Source organism: Lentisalinibacter orientalis (assembly GCF_040706535.1).
GTDB lineage: Bacteria > Pseudomonadota > Gammaproteobacteria > Steroidobacterales > Woeseiaceae > Lentisalinibacter > Lentisalinibacter orientalis.
In genome coordinates, this window is the sequence record NZ_JAPDRJ010000004.1 from 1 (window position 1) to 16588 (window position 16588).

Here is a 16588-nt window from a genome sequence, read left to right on the forward strand (position 1 = left end):
ACTACAACCCGTGGAGCACGCCGGAGGAGAACGAGGAGCGCTCCGCCGCCCGCCTCGCCAAGCGTGACCCGGTGCTCTACAAGTGGTGCGTGAACCACGCCCACAACCATCCCCACGGGCCGGAGGACTTCGAGGACACGATGCAGCGCCGCGGCACCCATACCCACGGCGACGGCACGACGCATACGCATCACCACCACGGCGACCACGACCACTAGAAATGTAGGAGGGCCTTCAGGCCCGATTTCTTCCCGGCCGGCTCCCCTTCTATTGTGGCCGCCCTGCGGGGGCATCCGTCTTGCTCCCGACAAGAGGTCGCGGCGATGGATACCCCCGCATGACGGCCACGCCTTCAGTGGCGTGAAGGAGGCACCAGTCAGCAGCGTCGGCTGACCGGCGCCATTCCTGTCGGCTACGGGCCCGCCACCGGGTGGCGGGCCTAAGCCAATAGAAAGCCGGGTCGGGCCTGAAGGCCCTCCTACCGGAGCAGCTGCTGCGCCAGGTCTTTCTTCAGGATCTTGCCGAGGCTGGACTTCGGCATCTCGTCCACGAAGATCACCGCGGCCGGCACCTTGTACGGCGCCAGCCGCCCGGAGCACCAGGCGAGCACGGCTTGCTCGTCGGTGCTGTCGCCGCACACAAAGGCCACGGGCTCCTCGCCGAGTTTCGAGGAAGGCCGGGCTACGACGGCAGCCTCGGTGATGTTCGGGTGGGCGAGCAGGGCGTTCTCGATCTCGCCGGGATAGAGGTTCACGCCGCCGCGGATGATCACGTCCTTCTCCCGGCCGCGCAGCATCAGATGGCCTTCGGGCCCCCGGGCGGCGAGGTCGCCGGGATAGAACCAGCCGCCGGACTCCGCGCCGTGTTCGTTGCCGTCCTCGTCCAGGAAGTGCGTGGACACGCCGGGGCCGCGGTAGCGCAGGCGGCCCGTCTCGCCCTCCGGCACGGGCCGGCCGTCGCCGTCCAGTATCTCCACGTCCACGCGGAAGACCGGCCGGCCGACGGTGTCGGCATGTTCGGCTACCTCGTGGGGCTGCAGCACCGAGATGCCGCCCCCCTCGCTGGAGGCGTAGTAGGACAGCAGCCGCGGGCTCAGTCTGGCGCTGATCTCCCGGGCCTCGTCGGCATGCAGGACGGCTCCCGAGGAGATCAGCAGTCTCAGACGCGGCAGCAGGTGGCCGTCACCGTTCGCGAGCGGCAGCAGGCGCCTGAGCAGCGTCGGCACCAGGAAGGCGACCGTGGCCCGTGATCGGTTGATGGCCTCGGCGAGTTCCTCCGGCTTGTGCGGCGGCGGATCCAGCACCACGGTGCCGCCGGCGGCGAGCAGGCACATGCTGAACGAGCGGCCCGCGCCGAAGTAGAGCGGCGTCAGGGCGACGAAGCGGTCGTTCACGTTGATGCCCAGGGTCACCCACTGGTTCACGAAGCGCTCGTAGAACTGGCGATGCGTGAGCAGGGCGCCTTTCGGCCGCCCGGTGGTGCCCGAGGAAAGGGAGATCAGGACCGGCAGGTCGCCGTCCTCCGGCATCCGCGGCGGCGCCTCGTCCGGCTCCTCGTACCAGTCGTCGTCGGGCCGCAGCACGGTCAGTTCGCCATAGTCGGCATCGCCGTCGTCCGCCAGCAGGCAGCGGGCGTGGAACGCGCGGGCCACGTCCCGCTGCTCCGCTGCCGTCCAGCGGTGGTCGACGGGCAGGATCACCGCACCGAGGCGGGCCACGGCGTAATGCAGCAGCAGGTGGAGCGGATGATCGCCGAGCGCCAGCGCCACTCTGTCGCCGGTGCGCACGCCGGCCGCGGCGAGCCGCCCGGCGCAGGCCTCGATCCGCCGCCAGGCCTCACGGTAGTCGGTGGCCTCGTCCTCCCGGCCGCGCCAGACGATGGCCGGGTGGGACGGGCGGTTGCGGGCGTGGCCGGCGATGAGGCCGGCCAGGTTCAGCGCATCAGTCACCGCCCTTGCCACCGCCCTTGCCGCCGTCCTTGCCGCCGTCCATCCCGTAGATCCGGATGACGTTGTCGCGCAGGAGTTTGCGCTTCGGGCCGGGCCTGAGATCGAGTTCGTCGATCTCCCGGCGCGTGCGCGCGAAGTCGAGCACGGGGAAGTCGGTGCCGAAGATCACCTTGTCCTGGCCGAAGGTGTTGATGTAGTGCGCGAACTCCTCCGGCCAGTATTTGGGACTGTGAGCATCCGAGCCGATGTAGACGTTCTCGTGCTTCCACGCCATCGCGATCATCTCCCGAGTCCAGGGGATGCCGACGTGGATGCCGATCAGCTTCAGCTCGGGGAAGTCGCAGGCCACCGGGTCCAGCGTGATGGGCTGGCCGACGCTGCGGCAGCGGTAGTCCTTCGAGTAGATCATCGACTGGCCCACCTGCATCTGGATGGGCACGCCCAGCTCCACGCACTTGGCGTAGAAGGGGTAGTACTTCGCATGGTCCGGGGCCAGCTCGAACCAGTGCGGATAGAGATGGGCGCCGATGAAGCCGAGTTCTTTCACCGCCCGCTCCAGCTCGCGCACGCCGTCCATGCCGGTGTAGGGGTCGATGCCGATCAGCCCGGAGAAACGTTCCGGGTACCGCTCCACCGCGCGCGCGACGATCTCCGGCGGCATGTGGTAGCAGCCCGGCAGGCCGGGACGGCCGGACTTGGCGGCCACCAGGAAGGCGTGGCCGATGCCTGCCTCGCCCATGCGCTCGATCATCTGCTCCAGGGAGAGTCCGCCCATGAGCCCGCCCTGGGCCTTCATCTTGCCCACGAAGAAGTCCGGGCCCCAGTCCGGGCGCACCGACAGCGCTTCCTCGGTCCAGATGTTCACGACGGCGTCGATGGCCTGGTATTCGTCGGTCATGGTTCGTCTCTTTGGCAGCGTTGGCCCGTGCGTTATAGTAACCCCTCCACAGGGGTGGCCCCAGAGGGCCTGAGACCCGTTGGCGCGGAGGCTTGTTTCCTCCGGCGCCGGCACGGGAACCCTCAGAACCTGATCCGGTTAGTACCGGCGTAGGGAGGAGGATCCATGACTATCCCGCTATCCGTCGTCGCCCGTCTCGTTGCCATTGCCATTCTGCTGCCGCTCGCCGCGCCCGCCCTCTGCGCGGAGGACGAGGTCATCGAGGAGATCGTGGTCACCGCGGACTTCCGCGAGCGCGAGCGTGCCCGCCTGCCGACCAGTGTCGCCGTGCTGTCGCGGGAGACCGTGCGCGAGGCGGCCGTGCAGCACTTCGAGGAGCTGACCCACCTGGTGCCGAATCTGAACTGGGCCGGCGGCAGCAACCGCCCGCGCTACTTCCAGATCCGCGGCATCGGCGAGCGCAGCCAGTACGAGGGCGCGCCCAACCCATCGGTCGGCTTCCTGATCGACGACATCGACTTCTCCGGCATCGGCGGCATCGCCCTCACCTGGGACGTGGCCCAGGTGGAGGTGCTGCGCGGCCCCCAGGGCACCCGCTACGGAGCGAACGCGCTGGCCGGTCTCATCAACGTGCGCTCGGTGGAGCCGGGCCCGGAGACCGAGGGGCGTTTTCGCGTGCTCGCCGGCGGCGACGATGCCCGCGGCGCCAGCGCCGCGTTCGGCGGCGCACTGACCGACAGGTCGAGTTTCCGCCTCAGCGCGAACCGCTACGAGAGCAATGGCTTCCGCGATAACGTATACCTCGGCCGCGACGACACCAACGGCCGCGACGAGACCGACGGCCGGGCGCGCTTTCGCTGGCAGCCGGCCGACGACCTGCAGGTGGACCTGAACCTGCTCTACGTGGACGTGGACAACGGTTACGACGCCTTCGCCATCGACAATGGCTACACCACGTACTCCGACGAGCCGGGCCGCGACGCCCAGCGCAGCCGGGGCGGCGCGCTGAAGGTGCGGAAGGACTTCGGCGAGACGGCCAGCCTCACCAGCATCACGTCGGCGGCGCGCTCCGACATCACCTTCAGCTTCGATGCCGACTGGGGCAACCCGGACTTCTGGGCGCCCTACACCTACGACTTCGTGACCCGCTTCCTGCGCGACCGGGAGACCATCAGTCAGGAGTTCCGGCTGATGTCCGGTCCGGACGGCGGCCTCGCCGACGGCGCCGTCTCCTGGCTGGCCGGCGTCTACGCACTGCGTCTCTCCGAAGGCAACCGGGAGGACAGCACCGGACTGTACGTCGATCCGGCCTTCGGCGCGTTTCCCCTGGAGAAGGACCTGCGTTCGGATTACGAGGCGCTCAGCACCGCCGCCTTCGGCCAGCTGGACTGGACGCCGGCCGACCGCCACGAGGTCTCCCTGGGGCTGCGGGTGGAGCACCGGGGCGCCGACTACGTGGACACGCTGGACGGTACGCCCCGCAACGACCTCACGGACAGCGAGACGATGCTGGGCGGGCAGCTGAGCTACCGCTATGCGCTCGGGGAGCGCCACGGCACCTACGTGAGTCTCTCCCGTGGCTACAAGGCGGGCGGCTTCAATCTGGGCAGCGTGCCGAGCGAGGACGAGCGCTACTTCGGCCCGGAGTCGCTGTGGAACCTGGAGACCGGTATCCGTTCCGAGTGGCGGCCGGGCGTCCTCGAGTCGGGACTGACGCTGTTTCTCTCCCGCCGGGAGGACCAGCAGATCGGCACCTCGACCCAGCTGGTGCCCGGGGATCCGTCCTCGTTCATCTTCTTCACGGACAACGCGGCCACCGGCCGCAGCATCGGCCTGGAGGGCGAGGTGCGCTGGGCGCCCCGCGGCGACCTCGAGCTCTGGGCCCGTCTCGGCATGATGCGGGTGGAGTTCGACGAGTACGCCACGCCGGACGGCCTGGACCTCTCCGGCCGCGAGCAGGCGCATGCGCCGGGGTACTCCTTCGCGCTCGGCGCAAGCTGGGAGCATCCGGCCGGCTGGTTCGCCCGGGCCGACGTCACCGGCAAGGACGAATTCTATTTCTCCGACAGCCACGACCAGAAGTCCGACCCGTATCAGCTCGTGAATCTGCGCCTCGGCTATGCGAAAGGCGGCTGGACAGCCAGCCTGTGGGGCCGCAATCTCCTCGACGAGCGCTATGCGGTACGCGGCTTTTTCTTCGGCAACGAGCCGCCGGACTTCCCGAACGAGCGTTACGTGCGGCTCGGCGACCCGCGGCAGATCGGCTTCACCCTGGAATACGGATTCTGAGCATGCAGACTATTTTCCGAACCACCGTCGACGTCAGCCTCTATCCGCTGGCCGACGAATTCATCCCGGCCATCGACGATTTCATCGCCCGCCTGAACGCCCGGCCGGAACTCGACGTACACACCAACCCCGTGAGCACGCGCATCGGCGGCGAGTTCGAGGCGGTCTGGGATGCGCTGAAGGCAGAGATACGCGCTACCTTCGAACGTGAGGGCAAGGCCGTGTTCGTGCTGAAGGTACTGAACGCGGGCGGGGCGGACGCCGGCGCGTGAGCGGTTTCGTCGAGAGGCTCGCCGCGCAGGCGTCCTCCATGTCGCCGGCCGAGGCGCTGGCGGTGGCGCTGGCGGTGGGTTATCTGGTGCTCGCGGTGCGCCAGAACATCTGGTGCTGGGCCTGCGCCTTCTTCAGCACCGGGCTGTACATCTGGCTGTTCCACGGCGCGGCGCTGTTCATGGAGTCCGCGCTGAACGTGTTCTATCTGGTGATGGCCGTCTACGGCTGGTACGAGTGGCGCTACGGCGGCGCCCGGCATGCCGGGCTGCCCGTCACCGTATGGCCGCCGGCGCGGCACGGCGCCGCACTCGGGGTAATCGCCGCGCTCACGGTCGCGAGCGGTGCCTGGCTGTCGGCGAACACGGGCGCGGCCTTCCCGTACCTGGACTCGCTGACGACCTGGTCCGCCGTGTGGGCCACCTTCCTGGTGGCGCGCAAGGTGCTGGAAAACTGGGTGTACTGGTTCGTGATCGACGCCCTGTCGGTGTACCTGTATCTCTCCCGGGGCCTGCCGCTCACCGCGCTGCTGTTCTGTTTCTACCTGTTGCTCATCCCCGTCGGCTTCCTGAGCTGGCGCAAGGACTATGCGAGGACGCGCGATGCGCTCGCGGCCGCCTGACGGGCTGCTGCAGCGCGTGCCCCTGTGGCGGGGAGCACGCTCGCTCGAGTGCCGCGCCCTGACCGGCGGACACTCCAACGAGAGCTGGCTGGTGGTGGCCGACGGTGAGGCTGCCGTGCTCCGCCGCGACCGGGAGCGGGTGCCGCCGCCGGTCGTGGATCGGCGCAGGGAGCTGGCCGTACTCCGGTCGGCCGCCGCGGCCGGGCTCGCGCCGGAGATGCTGTACGCCGATCCCGCTGCGGGAATACTGGTCACCCGCTACCTGGAAGGCGAGAAGCCGGGTCCGGCGCAGATCGGCAAACCCGAGACCCTGACGGAGATCGCGGCGTTGCTGCGCCGGGTCCACGCGCTGCCCGACCCGGGCGGGGCCTACGGGCTGGCCGAGGCCGGCGGGGTGTACCTGGCGGCCATCCGCAACCCGGCCCTGCGCCGCCGCGGCATGGAGCTCGTGCAGGAACTCGCCGAGCTTCCGCCCGTGCCGCCGGCGGAGCGCCGCGTCTGCCACATGGACCCCGTCGCCGGTAACCTGATCCGGACCGCGGACGGGCTGCGTCTGGTCGACTGGGAATTCGCCGTGGCCGGCGATCCCCTGTTCGACGTGGCTGCGGTCATCGCCTATCACGACCTGGGTCCGGCCGCCGCGCTGCATCTGCTCCGGGCCTGGTCCGGGCGGGTCTCGCCGCGCCGTCGACAGCGGCTGGCCGAACTCATCCGGGCCCACGACGCGCTGCACTGGCTGTGGCTGGCCGCCGGCGGCGACGCACTCAGGGAGCGGGAGAGGGTGGAGCGCCGCCTCGCCGCCGAACCGCTGCCCTAGCTATTGCCCTGGTTATTGCCCGGGCCACTGCTCTGGCCACTGCCCTTGCCACTGCCCTGGCCATTGCTTTGGCCGGGCCGGGGTTACCGCCGCTCGTAGGACTGCGCCCCCGCAGGCGGTAACATCCGCGTGTGAGCGCCTTCTACTGGATACTGGGCAGCGGCATCCTGATGAGCCTGATCGCGCTCGTCGGCTCGCTGACCCTCGTGCTCCGCGAGGAGACGCTGCAGCGGCTGCTGCTGCCCCTGGTCGCGCTGGCCGCGGGTTCGCTGATCGGCGGCGCTTTCTTCCACATGCTGCCGGCCGGCCTCGCGCAGGCGGACTCCGTCGAAATCGTGTTCGTGGCCGCCATCGCCGGATTCACGAGCTTCTTCCTGCTGGAACAGCTGCTGCACTGGCATCACTGTCACCGGGCGGGCTCGGAATGCCGGGAGCCGGTGACCTACCTGATCCTGATCGGCGACGGGCTGCACAATTTCATCGGCGGCCTGGCGGTGGCGAGCACCTTCCTCGTCGACATCCGGCTCGGCATCACGGCCTGGATTGCGGCTGCACTGCACGAGGTGCCCCAGGAGCTGGGCGACTTCGGCGTGCTGGTGCACGGCGGCTGGCCGCGGCGCAGGGCGCTGCTCATGAACCTGCTGTCGGGGCTGGCCTTCCTGGCAGGCGGGCTCGTGACCTGGTTCGCCTCGTTCCGGATGGACGTGTCGCTGCTGGTGCCGTTCGCGGCGGGCAACTTCCTCTACATCGGGGCCGCCGACCTGATTCCGGAGGTCAACCGCCATGCCGTGACCCGCTCCAACCTCGTCCACGTGGCCGCGTTCCTCGCCGGCATAGCCCTGCTGTGGACGGCGAGCCTGATCAAGTGAGGCGTGCGAACCGGCACGGGGATTCCGTATGAACGGCATCGTCTCGGCGCTGGTGCCGGTGCTGGCGCTGATCCTCACCGGCTACGCACTCCGGCGGCTGGTGTTCCTGCCCGAGGGTACCTGGGCCGGAATCGAGCGACTCACGTATTTCGTCCTGTTCCCGGCCCTGCTGATCCGCACCCTCGGCGGCCAGCGCCTCGACGGTGCGCCCTGGCCCGAGGTCATGGCCGTGGTCGTGCCGACCGTGCTGGCGGCGGCCGTGACGCTGCTGGCCTGGCGGCGGCTGCGGCCGGCGACGCCGGGGCCCACGTTCACCTCGGTGTTCCAGGGCGGGGTGCGCTTCAACACCTACATCGCGCTCGCGGTAGCCCAGGCCTACTACGGCGAGGCGGGCCTGGCCATGGGCGCACTGGCCGCCGGGTTCATGATCGTGCTGATCAACCTGCTGTGCGTGACGACGCTGGCTGCCTGGGGAGCCGGAAGCGGCGGACCCGGCCGCCTCCTCCGTCTCCTGCGGGATGTCGCCGGGAACCCCCTGATCGTGGCCTGCGCGATCGGCTGGTTCCTGAGCCTGAGCGGCATCGGCCTGCCGGGGCTCGCCGCGGACCTGCTCGAGGTGCCTGGCCGCGCCGCGCTGCCGCTGGGCCTGCTGGCCGTCGGCGCGGCGCTGCGGCCTGCCGCGGTGCGTGGTCACGCCGGCCACGTCACGGTGGCCTCGGTGGTGCAGTTCGGCGTGAAACCGGCGCTGGCCTTCGCACTGGTCTCGCTGACGGGGCTCGCCGGCGCCGCGGCCGGGGCGGTGCAGATCGCGCTCATGTCGCCGACGGCGCCGTCGGCCTACATCCTGGCGGGACAGCTCGGGGGCGACCGGGAGACGATGGCCTCGATCATCACCGCCCAGACGGTGCTGGCGTTTCCGGTGATGCTCCTGCTGTCCGGGTTGCTGCCCGGCTGAGCCCTGCCAGCCCTACCAGCTGTTCCTGAGCTCGCGGAGCTTCAGGAATACCTCTTTCGGCGAGGGTTCCGCGGGCAGGTCCGGGAACGCCTCGCGCAGGCGGTCGATGACCGTGCGGCTGCGCAGGCGGAAGAACGTATTGATCTCCTTCTCCTGCGCCAGGTCGGTGACCAGGGCGTCGGCCGGATCCATATCCTCGACTTCTTTCAGCAGGGTGGCGGCGGCCTCGTTGTCGGGTTCCCGGTCGAGGGTGAAGCGCAGGTTGTTGCTCAGATACTCGTGGCCCGGATAGACCCGGGTGGCCTCGTCCAGCCGGTCCAGCTGATTGACGAAGGTCTCGTAGAGTTCCTCCGGATGCCCGCCGTTGTGGCAGTTGCCGGCCCCGGCATTGAACAGCGTGTCGCCGCTGAACAGCGCGGGTGCGTCCGTATGCGCCAGCAGGCAGATGTGGCTCATGGTGTGGCCGGGCGTGTCCAGGCACTCCAGCTCCACGGTCCGGCCCACCCGGATGACGTCGCCGGCGCCGACGCCCCGGTCCATGCCGGGGATGCGCTCGGCGGCGTTGCGATGGGCGATCACTTTCGCGCCGGTGGCCGAAACCAGGCCCTTGTTGCCGCCGATATGGTCCGGGTGCTCGTGGGTATTCAGGAGCTGGGTGATCTCCCAGCCGCGCTCCCGCGCCCGGTCGAGACACCGGCGGAACTCCAGCGGGTCCACGGCCAGCGCTTCGCCGGTCTCGGGGCAGGCGATCAGATAATTGAAATTCCGGTAGGCGTTGCCGGTCCAGATCTGCTCGATAATCATCGCGGTTTTCCTCGCGGGCCGTGACGCTGCGGCGCAGGGCTTGCCACCCCTCCGGCGGCGGCCGTCTACGTCGAAAAGCGGATTCTTTCCCGGTACCATATCGTATTTGCCGCGCGCCATCCCAGGCGCACCGCCGCAGCGGGTGCGGTGACGTCACCAGTACGGAGATACTCGATGAAGAAATGGGGGCTGCTGACCCTGGCGGTCTGGCTGTGTCTTGGTTGCCAGGCATCCGTGGAGGTGGAGACCGGCGAGGACGTCGGCGCGCAGGGCGCCGCTCCCGTGAGCGCCGCGGATACCGGCGGCGACGACCGCATCTTCGATCTGCCCTACCTCATGCGGGATCTGGACAACGGCCTGCGCGTGATCATCGTGCCCACCGACTACCCGGACGTGGTGTCGCTGCAGATCCCGGTGCAGACCGGCTCCCGCAACGAAGTGGAGCCCGGCAAGTCCGGCTTCGCCCATTTCTTCGAGCACATGATGTTCCGCGGCACTGAGCGGTTCCCTGCCGACAGCTACAAGGAGATCCTGAAGAGCGCCGGCGCCGACCAGAACGCCTACACGACGGACGACTACACCAACTATCACGTCACCTTCACGAAGCAGGATCTGGAGACGCTGATCGAGCTGGAGGCGGACCGCTTCCGCAACCTGAGCTACTCGGAGGCGGACTTCCGCACCGAGGCACTGGCGGTGAAGGGCGAGTACCTGAAGAACTACTCGAACCCCACGCAGAAGTTCTACGAGCGCACCCGCGCGCTCGCGTTCCGGCGCCACACCTACCGGCACACCACCATGGGCTTCTTCGAGGACATCGAGATGATGCCCGAGCAGAAGGAGTACGCCGATCTGTTCTTCGACCGCTGGTACCGGCCCGAGAAGACTTCCATCATCCTGGTCGGCGATCTGGACCCCGACGCCACCTTCGAGCTGGTGGAGAAACACTGGGGCGGCTGGGAGCGCGGCGACTACCAGGCCGAGATCCCGGTCGAGCCGCCGCTGGACGGGCCCGTCTACGAGCACATCACCTGGGAGGCGCAGACCCAGCCCTGGCTGGTGATGTCGTTCCGTGGCCCGGCCTTCGTGCCCACCGAGAAGGACATGCCGGCGCTGGACCTCGTCTCCATGCTGTATTTCTCGGAGTCTTCGGATCTGTACCAGCAGCTGGTCATCGAGGACCAGGTGGTCGACGAGTTCTGGACCTACTTCCCCGACCGCAAGGACCCCAACCTGCTGATGATCGCGGCCCGTCTCACCGACGAGGGCCACGCCGCGGCGGTGCGCGACGCCATCGCCGATACGCTGGCCCGGGCGCGCACCCGTACGCCCGCGGCGGAGGAGGTGGAGGAGGCGAAGTCGCGCCTGCGTTATTCCTTCGCCTCCGGCATGGACGACTCGGCGGGCATCGGCTCCATCCTGGCGAGCTACGTGCAGTTCGAGCGCACGCCCGAGACCATCAACAAGACCTTCCGCACCTATGCCTCGCTGGAGCCGGAAGACGTCAGGCGCATGGCGGATCGCTACTTCACCGACGCCAACCGGCTGCTCGTGACGCTGGCCAACGACGCCTCGCTGCCGGGCATCGACGGTAGCTTCTCGGTGGACGAGCGAGCGGCGGCGATGGCCAAGGCGGAGGCGCCGCCGGTCGGCCTCCTCGAGCGGCGCTCGGAGACCTCGCCGCTGGTGGACGTCTCGTTCCTGTTCGCGACCGGCGCAGCCGACGACCCGCCGGGCAAGAAGGGCCTCGCGGCGCTGACCGCCGCCATGCTCGCCGACGGCGGCTCCCGCTCGCGCACCATCCAGGAGATCAACCGCGCCATGTATCCGATGGCGGCCGGCTTCGAGGCCCAGGTGGACAAGGAGATGGTGCGGCTCGCCGGCACGGTGCACCGGGAGAAACTGGCGGACTGGTACGAGCTCGCGAGCGTCCAGCTGCTGCAGCCCGGCTTTCGCGAGTCGGACCTGGAGCGTCTGCGCACCCGCACCATTAACGCCATCCGCACGGGCCTGGTGGGCAACAACGACGAGGAACTCGGCAAGGAGCTGCTGTACGCGGAGATCTACGGCGCCGAGCATCCCTACGGCTCGCTGAACGAGGGTGATATCAGCGACATCGAGTCGATCACGCTGGACGACGTACGGGCCTTCTACCGCGACCACTACACCGTCTCCAACCTGACGGTCGGTCTCGCCGGTGGCTATCCGGAGGACTTCGCGGCCCGGGTGGCTGCCGACATGGCACGGCTGCCTGTCGGCGAGCCGGACACCCGGGAGGTCCCGGCGGCACCGGCGCGGGAGGGCCGTCGCGCGCTGATCGTGCAGAAGGAGACGCCCGCGGTGGCGGTCTCTTTCGGCTTCCCGATAGACCTGCGCCGCGGCGACCCGGACTGGGTCGCCCTGTGGCTCGTGCGCTCCTGGCTGGGCGAGCACCGCTCGTCCTACAGCCACCTGTACCAGCGCATACGCGAGGCCCGCGGCATGAATTACGGCGACTATGCCTACATCGAGTACTTCCCGCGCGGCATGTTCCAGTTCCAGCCGGACGCCAATCTGGGCCGCCGGCAGCAGATATTCCAGGTCTGGATCCGGCCGCTGCGGGACAACAACGACGCGCTGTTCGCCACCCGGACGGCGCTGTGGGAGATGGACCGGCTCATCGAGCAGGGCATGAGCGAGACCGATTTCGAGGCCACCCGCGAGTTCCTCGACAAATACGTCGCGCTGCTGGCCAGCAATCAGTCCCGCCGGCTGGGCTACGCGCTCGACAGCCGCTACTACGGCATCGGGGAATTCTCCGACTACGTCCGTCGGGGCCTCGCCGAACTCACGCTGGACGACGTCAACCGGGTGATACGGGAACATCTCGCCACCGGCGACGTGCAGTTCGTGTTCGTCTCGGCCGACGCCGCCGGCCTGGCGGAGGCCATCGCCGCCGATGCGCCGTCGCCCATGACCTACAACAGCGAGAAGCCCGACGAGCTGCTGGCCGAGGACGAGATGATCGAGGCGCTGCCGCTCGGCATGGGGGCGGAGGACATCCGCATCATCGACGCCTCCGAGGTCTTCGAATGAGCGGCGGCGCGGCAGGGGCGGGTGCGGCATGAGCCGACTCTACGTCGTCAGGCACGGCCAGGCCCGCTTCTTCACGGACGATTACGACCGTCTGTCGGAGAAGGGTGAAGCCCAGTGCGCGGCGCTGGCCCGGCACTGGCTCGAGCAGGGTCTCGAGTTTCATGCCGCCTGGTGCGGCAGCCTGGTACGGCAGCGGCGCTCCGGCGAGACGGTGCGGGAGGTCTACCGGGAGGCGGGCCGGAACTTCCCCGAGATCCACTGCATCCCCACCCTCGACGAGTATCCCGCCGACGACATCATGGACACGCTGTTGCCGCTGTTGCGCGAGAGTGTCCCGGCCATCGACGACCTGGCACGGGGCTTCGAGGCGGCGCGGGACGAGCGGGAGCGCTACCGCGGGTTCCACCGCCTGCTCGAGGCGGTGATGGAGCGCTGGATCGCGCGCGCATACCCGGACGAGGGCACCGAGGGGCTGCTGCCCTGGGACGAGTTCAGCGGGGGCGTGCGTGCGGCCTTCCGCGACATCATGGCCGGCGCAGACTCCGGCGAGAACGTCGCCGTATTCACCTCCGGCGGCCCGGTGGGGATCAGCGTGCAGACCGTCCTCGGCGCCCCCGACCAGGCGGCGGCGGAGCTCAACTGGCGGGTGCACAACGGCAGCGTCACCCGCTTCACGTTCAGCGGTTCGCGGGTCAGCCTGGACTGCTTCAATGCCACCGATCACCTGCAGCCGGAACTGCTGACCTACCGGTGAGTAGTGTCTATATTTTGTAGATATACATTCTCGTCATTAATTTGACGCGCTGGGCGTGATCCGGGCAGTATTAACCGCGAGCAAAGCCGGATTCTTGCAGTCCCCCATACCTCGCTGGCCGGCTTCGCTCGTATGTCCCCAACCCGCCTCTTCCCCCCGGAAGAGTGCACTGGCCGGCGGCGCGAGTCGCCGGCTTTTTTTTTGCCGGGGCGGGTGGCAAGCTTCCATAACGTTCGACAAAGAGGTAGCAAAATGTCTGACAAGACCGAAACCGGGCGGCTTACGAACCGCCGAGCTTTTCTCCGTATGACGGCCACCGGGCTGCTCGCCATTCCGGCGGCGGCACTGCTGCGCCCGGCGCCCGCGGCGGCCCAGGACATGCCGAAGCTTGCGCTGGACAACCCGCAGGCGAAGGCGCTGGCTTACGTCCACGACGCCGCCAACGTCGACAAGAGCAAGCAGCCCCGTTACCAGGAGGGCCAGAATTGCGCCAACTGCGCGCTGTTCCAGGCCAAGGGTGACGAGGAGTGGGCCGGCTGCTCAATCTTCCCCGGCAAGGCGGTCAACGCCGCCGGCTGGTGCAGCGCCTACGCACCGAAGGGCTGAGCGCCCTCTGTCCGGCCCTCTGTCCGGCCATTTGTCCGGCCATCTGACCGGCAGTCAGTCCGCTGTCCGGCCGGCGAGCCGGATGCGTACGGGGCCGCGTGCGGTGGAGCCATCCACGACGCGGCCCTTTTGCGTTATTTCCACCCGACCGCAGCGAGCGCGATCAGCCGTGCGGCCGCGGCAATGCCGGACAGCCAGGCATTCTCCACCCGCGATTCGCCGGCACACCAGTCTCCGCACAGGACCAGGGAGCGCGGCTCGTCGATCAGTGCACCTGCCGTCAGCGGGGCGGCGGCCCGGGCGTAGCGCCAGCGGTGGTACACGGCGGTGGCGCGGTCCAGCGCGATCCCGGTCAGCGCCTCGAAACGCCCGCATAGGGCGTCGACGGTCTCCGCAGGGTCGAGATCGATGCGGGCCGTCGACCACTCGGCGGTGCCGTGCAGCACCCAGGTGGGTCGGCCGGTGCGCCCGGGTTTGCTGTGGTCGGCCGCAGCCCAGCCCAGTACGTCGCCCGCGACGAACGCCGCGTCGAAGGGTGCCGGTCCTGTGACGGCCGGGCTGGCCGCGACGGCCAGACAGGGCGAGAACGATACCGCCGCGGCCTGGCGCGCCAGCTCCGGCGAAGCCGGCCGGACGAGGTCCGCGGCCTGGGGTGCCGGTGCGCTGACGATCACCGCATCGTACAGCGCGTCGTACTGACCGGTGTCCTGATCGCCATCGACACGCAGGCGCCAGCCGCCGTCGGCATGCTCCAGCCCATCGATCCGCGTGCGGAACCGCAGGTCGAGGTCTGCGGCGAGATGGCGCGCCAGCCCATTCATGCCCCGCATGGCGACCAGTCGGTCGTCGCCGGTCGCCCTCGTCAGTGACCCGTCGGCAGCGATGCGGACGAGCCGCGCGGCCCATGGGCCGACCACGCCGTCGTGACGCCAGGAATGGACGTGGCGGCGGAACGCCGCGTCCCGCGCCGTGAAATATTGCGCGCCGTGGTCGAAGCGCCGGTCGGGCTCGCGCCGGGTCGCCGTGCGGCCGCCGGGGCCGCGGGCCTTCTCGAATACGGTCACGCCGTGGCCGGCGTCGGCCAAACTGCGGGCGGCCGCGAGCCCGGCGATCCCGGCACCGACGACGGCGACGCGGAGCTGCCGCCCGGAGGGCGGGCGATCGATGCGCCGGCGGCAGGCCGCCAGATCCAGCCGACGGGCGTGGGCTGCGGTGTCCCTGGGCCGGATGCGGCCGAGCACCGGGCGCTCGGGAGCGAAGGGGCGATCCAGGGCGCCGAGCGCCCAGAGCAGGCCGCCGTAGGAGTTCGGGTCGTTGCCGTCCAGGGCGTAGCGGTGGTTGAGATCGACCAGTGCGGCCATCGCGGCCTCCGGGGTGCGCGTCCAGAGCGGGATGGCCTTGGCCCAGGTCATGCGCAGATTGTTGTGCAGCTCGCCATGGCGGAGCAGCGAGGCCTGCGCCGTGTCCCAGAGGGCGTCGCCCGAGCGGCCGCGGGCCAGCGTCTCCAGGGAAAAGTCCCGGACGCGCGGCTCGCGCCGACGGGCTTCCAGCGTCGCGCGGGCCCAGCGCGGCAGGGCGTCCAGGGTCTCCAGTACGTCACGGTGGTAGCAGAAGTTGTGCGCCAGCTCCCGCCAGACGAGCAGCTCTTCGAGGAATTTGGCTGCACCCTTGCCGCCGTTGCCACCCTCGCCACGCCGGGCGGCGGTCTCACGCGCCATCCGGAAAGGCGATATCTGGCCGTAGTGGAGATAGGCGCTCATGCGCGAGACGCCCCGGGGCGCCTCGATGGCGGCGTCGTTGCGCAGCGCGTGATAGGCGTCCAGCCCCTGGTCACGGAACCGCCGCCACCGTTCTTCTGCGGCCCTAGTGCCGCCGGGCGTGTGGAAGACGGGCCAGACGCCGTGATCGATGTCGCAGCCGGCGATCAGTTCCGCGAGCTCCCGGTCGTCCCGCTCGGCGAGGCCGTCGATGCCGGCAAGACCGCGGCAGTCGGCTTCGGCCAGCCCGACGCTCGGCGCCGCCTCGCCCGGCCACGGTGCCGCGGCGCGGGCCGCCTGTTCCCGGCCGACGACCTCGCGAAAGCGGAAGGCCCGGTCGAAGGCCCGTCCCACCCGCTGCATCGGGTATACGCAGCGGGCATCGACGGCCCATGCGGCGCAGCCGATCCGGGCCGCCAGCGCCGGCTGCCAGCGGTCGAACGGCGGCACGGGCATCTCCTCGAACACCACGGCCGCCGCGTCCCGGCAGAGCAGCGGCAGCGGGGAGGGGGCGTCGGCCTGCCGGGGCAGATGGAAGACGTAGCGGATGCCGCGCTCGGCGAGGGCGCGGGCCACGTCGCGAGCCCCCTGCAGGATGAACAGATGGTGCCGGTCGGAGTTGTAGCGGTGGCGGCCGCCCAGGCCCTGATACACGAGGACCGGCAGCCCGAGCGCCGCGCCGACGGCGAGCGCCGCCTCCAGGGCCGGGTTCTCCGCGGCGCGCATGGCGTGATGCATCCAGTACAGGACGTAGCGGCCGCGGCGGACCGGGGCCGCATTCAGCGCGCGCCGTCTTTCCTCGAGATAGGCCGGCAGCGCCGGCGCGTCGGGCTCCATGGGTATCTCCGCGTGGGGAGGGCCGGGCAGGGAAGGCTAGCCGCAGGGCCCATCCGCTACAATCTCCCCGGCGGCGGACGACGGCCG

At 69.6% G+C, this 16588-nt stretch carries 14 protein-coding genes, 1 pseudogene and 1 riboswitch; of the genes and pseudogenes, 10 read left to right on the top strand and 5 right to left on the bottom strand.

Annotated elements, in window-relative coordinates; genetic code table 11:
* Window positions 1-218, top strand: a pseudogene (locus tag ACJMK0_RS13960) (hypothetical protein); the annotation flags it as partial.
* A 260-nt stretch (window positions 219-478) separates the two neighbouring features.
* On the opposite strand, the gene ACJMK0_RS13965 reads toward ACJMK0_RS13960, so the two are convergent.
* Both ACJMK0_RS13965 and ACJMK0_RS13970 read right to left on the bottom strand, forming a co-directional pair.
* Entirely contained in the window at window positions 479-1948 is a 1470-nt protein-coding gene (locus ACJMK0_RS13965) for a class I adenylate-forming enzyme family protein (protein WP_405239080.1), read from the bottom strand.
* Window positions 1941-2846 carry an amidohydrolase family protein gene (locus tag ACJMK0_RS13970; RefSeq protein WP_405239082.1) on the bottom strand — a complete coding sequence of 302 codons (906 nt, stop codon included), beginning with the start codon at window positions 2844-2846 and terminating at the stop codon, window positions 1941-1943. The genes ACJMK0_RS13965 and ACJMK0_RS13970 overlap by 8 nt, the downstream gene beginning before the upstream one ends.
* Window positions 2847-2886: 40 nt before the next feature.
* Window positions 2887-3020: riboswitch (TPP riboswitch) on the top strand.
* Between ACJMK0_RS13970 and ACJMK0_RS13975 the strand changes: the two genes are divergently transcribed.
* The 6 genes from ACJMK0_RS13975 (at window position 3012) to ACJMK0_RS14000 (ending at window position 8668) form a co-directional block, all read left to right on the top strand.
* On the top strand, window positions 3012-5135 hold the full coding sequence (locus tag ACJMK0_RS13975) for a TonB-dependent receptor (protein ID WP_405239083.1): 2124 nt from the start codon (window positions 3012-3014) through the stop codon (window positions 5133-5135). Its footprint overlaps the riboswitch before it by 9 nt.
* Before the next feature lie 2 nt (window positions 5136-5137).
* Window positions 5138-5407, top strand: coding sequence for a YkoF family thiamine/hydroxymethylpyrimidine-binding protein (locus ACJMK0_RS13980; RefSeq protein ID WP_405239085.1), 270 nt, complete (start codon window positions 5138-5140; stop codon window positions 5405-5407).
* Window positions 5404-6027, top strand: coding sequence for a nicotinamide riboside transporter PnuC (gene pnuC, locus ACJMK0_RS13985; protein ID WP_405239087.1), 624 nt, complete (start codon window positions 5404-5406; stop codon window positions 6025-6027). Before ACJMK0_RS13980 ends, pnuC begins: the two co-directional genes overlap by 4 nt.
* Window positions 5993-6844: a phosphotransferase gene (locus ACJMK0_RS13990; protein WP_405239089.1), complete on the top strand. Its 852-nt coding sequence runs from the start codon at window positions 5993-5995 to the stop codon at window positions 6842-6844. The genes pnuC and ACJMK0_RS13990 overlap by 35 nt, the downstream gene beginning before the upstream one ends.
* A gap of 131 nt (window positions 6845-6975) precedes the next feature.
* Complete coding sequence (locus ACJMK0_RS13995; protein WP_405239091.1) at window positions 6976-7713, top strand: ZIP family metal transporter; 738 nt, start codon at window positions 6976-6978, stop codon at window positions 7711-7713.
* Window positions 7714-7741: 28 nt separating this feature from the next.
* A complete protein-coding gene (locus ACJMK0_RS14000) occupies window positions 7742-8668 on the top strand; it encodes an AEC family transporter (protein ID WP_405239092.1) in 927 nt (308 codons plus the stop codon).
* 12 nt (window positions 8669-8680) lie between these two features.
* Here ACJMK0_RS14000 and ACJMK0_RS14005 read toward each other — a convergent pair whose 3' ends face one another.
* A complete protein-coding gene (locus ACJMK0_RS14005) occupies window positions 8681-9472 on the bottom strand; it encodes a hydroxyacylglutathione hydrolase (RefSeq protein WP_405239094.1) in 792 nt (263 codons plus the stop codon).
* Between the two features lie 174 nt (window positions 9473-9646).
* Here ACJMK0_RS14005 and ACJMK0_RS14010 point away from each other — a divergent pair, with 174 nt between their 5' ends.
* The 3 genes from ACJMK0_RS14010 (at window position 9647) to ACJMK0_RS14020 (ending at window position 13907) form a co-directional block, all read left to right on the top strand.
* Window positions 9647-12547, top strand: a complete 2901-nt coding sequence (locus ACJMK0_RS14010; RefSeq protein WP_405239096.1) for a M16 family metallopeptidase — start codon at window positions 9647-9649, stop codon at window positions 12545-12547.
* A 28-nt stretch (window positions 12548-12575) separates the two neighbouring features.
* Window positions 12576-13301 (top strand): histidine phosphatase family protein, encoded by a 726-nt coding sequence (locus tag ACJMK0_RS14015; protein WP_405239097.1) that lies wholly within the window; start codon window positions 12576-12578, stop codon window positions 13299-13301.
* Window positions 13302-13553: 252 nt separating this feature from the next.
* Entirely contained in the window at window positions 13554-13907 is a 354-nt protein-coding gene (locus ACJMK0_RS14020; RefSeq protein WP_405239099.1) for a high-potential iron-sulfur protein, read from the top strand.
* Window positions 13908-13961: 54 nt separating this feature from the next.
* Here ACJMK0_RS14020 and ACJMK0_RS14025 read toward each other — a convergent pair whose 3' ends face one another.
* The gene (locus ACJMK0_RS14025) at window positions 13962-14051 is read right to left on the bottom strand and encodes a DUF3253 domain-containing protein (RefSeq protein WP_405239100.1); all 90 of its coding nucleotides are present in this window, start codon (window positions 14049-14051) and stop codon (window positions 13962-13964) included.
* The gene (locus tag ACJMK0_RS14030) at window positions 14042-16501 is read right to left on the bottom strand and encodes an FAD-dependent oxidoreductase (protein WP_405239102.1); all 2460 of its coding nucleotides are present in this window, start codon (window positions 16499-16501) and stop codon (window positions 14042-14044) included. The genes ACJMK0_RS14025 and ACJMK0_RS14030 overlap by 10 nt, the downstream gene beginning before the upstream one ends.
* Window positions 16502-16588 lie beyond the last annotated feature (87 nt).

Bases quoted from the DNA above. Each gene is read 5' to 3' on its own strand.
- ACJMK0_RS13980 (WP_405239085.1), top strand. From the start codon at position 5,138: ATGCAGACTATTTTCCGAACCACCGTCGACGTCAGCCTCTATCCGCTG.
- ACJMK0_RS14020 (WP_405239099.1), top strand. From the start codon at position 13,554: ATGTCTGACAAGACCGAAACCGGGCGGCTTACGAACCGCCGAGCTTTT.
- ACJMK0_RS14000 (WP_405239092.1), top strand. From the start codon at position 7,742: ATGAACGGCATCGTCTCGGCGCTGGTGCCGGTGCTGGCGCTGATCCTC.
- ACJMK0_RS14030 (WP_405239102.1), bottom strand. From the start codon at position 16,501: ATGGAGCCCGACGCGCCGGCGCTGCCGGCCTATCTCGAGGAAAGACGG.
- ACJMK0_RS14015 (WP_405239097.1), top strand. From the start codon at position 12,576: ATGAGCCGACTCTACGTCGTCAGGCACGGCCAGGCCCGCTTCTTCACG.
- ACJMK0_RS14005 (WP_405239094.1), bottom strand. From the start codon at position 9,472: ATGATTATCGAGCAGATCTGGACCGGCAACGCCTACCGGAATTTCAAT.
- ACJMK0_RS13990 (WP_405239089.1), top strand. From the start codon at position 5,993: ATGCGAGGACGCGCGATGCGCTCGCGGCCGCCTGACGGGCTGCTGCAG.
- ACJMK0_RS13970 (WP_405239082.1), bottom strand. From the start codon at position 2,846: ATGACCGACGAATACCAGGCCATCGACGCCGTCGTGAACATCTGGACC.
- ACJMK0_RS14010 (WP_405239096.1), top strand. From the start codon at position 9,647: ATGAAGAAATGGGGGCTGCTGACCCTGGCGGTCTGGCTGTGTCTTGGT.
- ACJMK0_RS13975 (WP_405239083.1), top strand. From the start codon at position 3,012: ATGACTATCCCGCTATCCGTCGTCGCCCGTCTCGTTGCCATTGCCATT.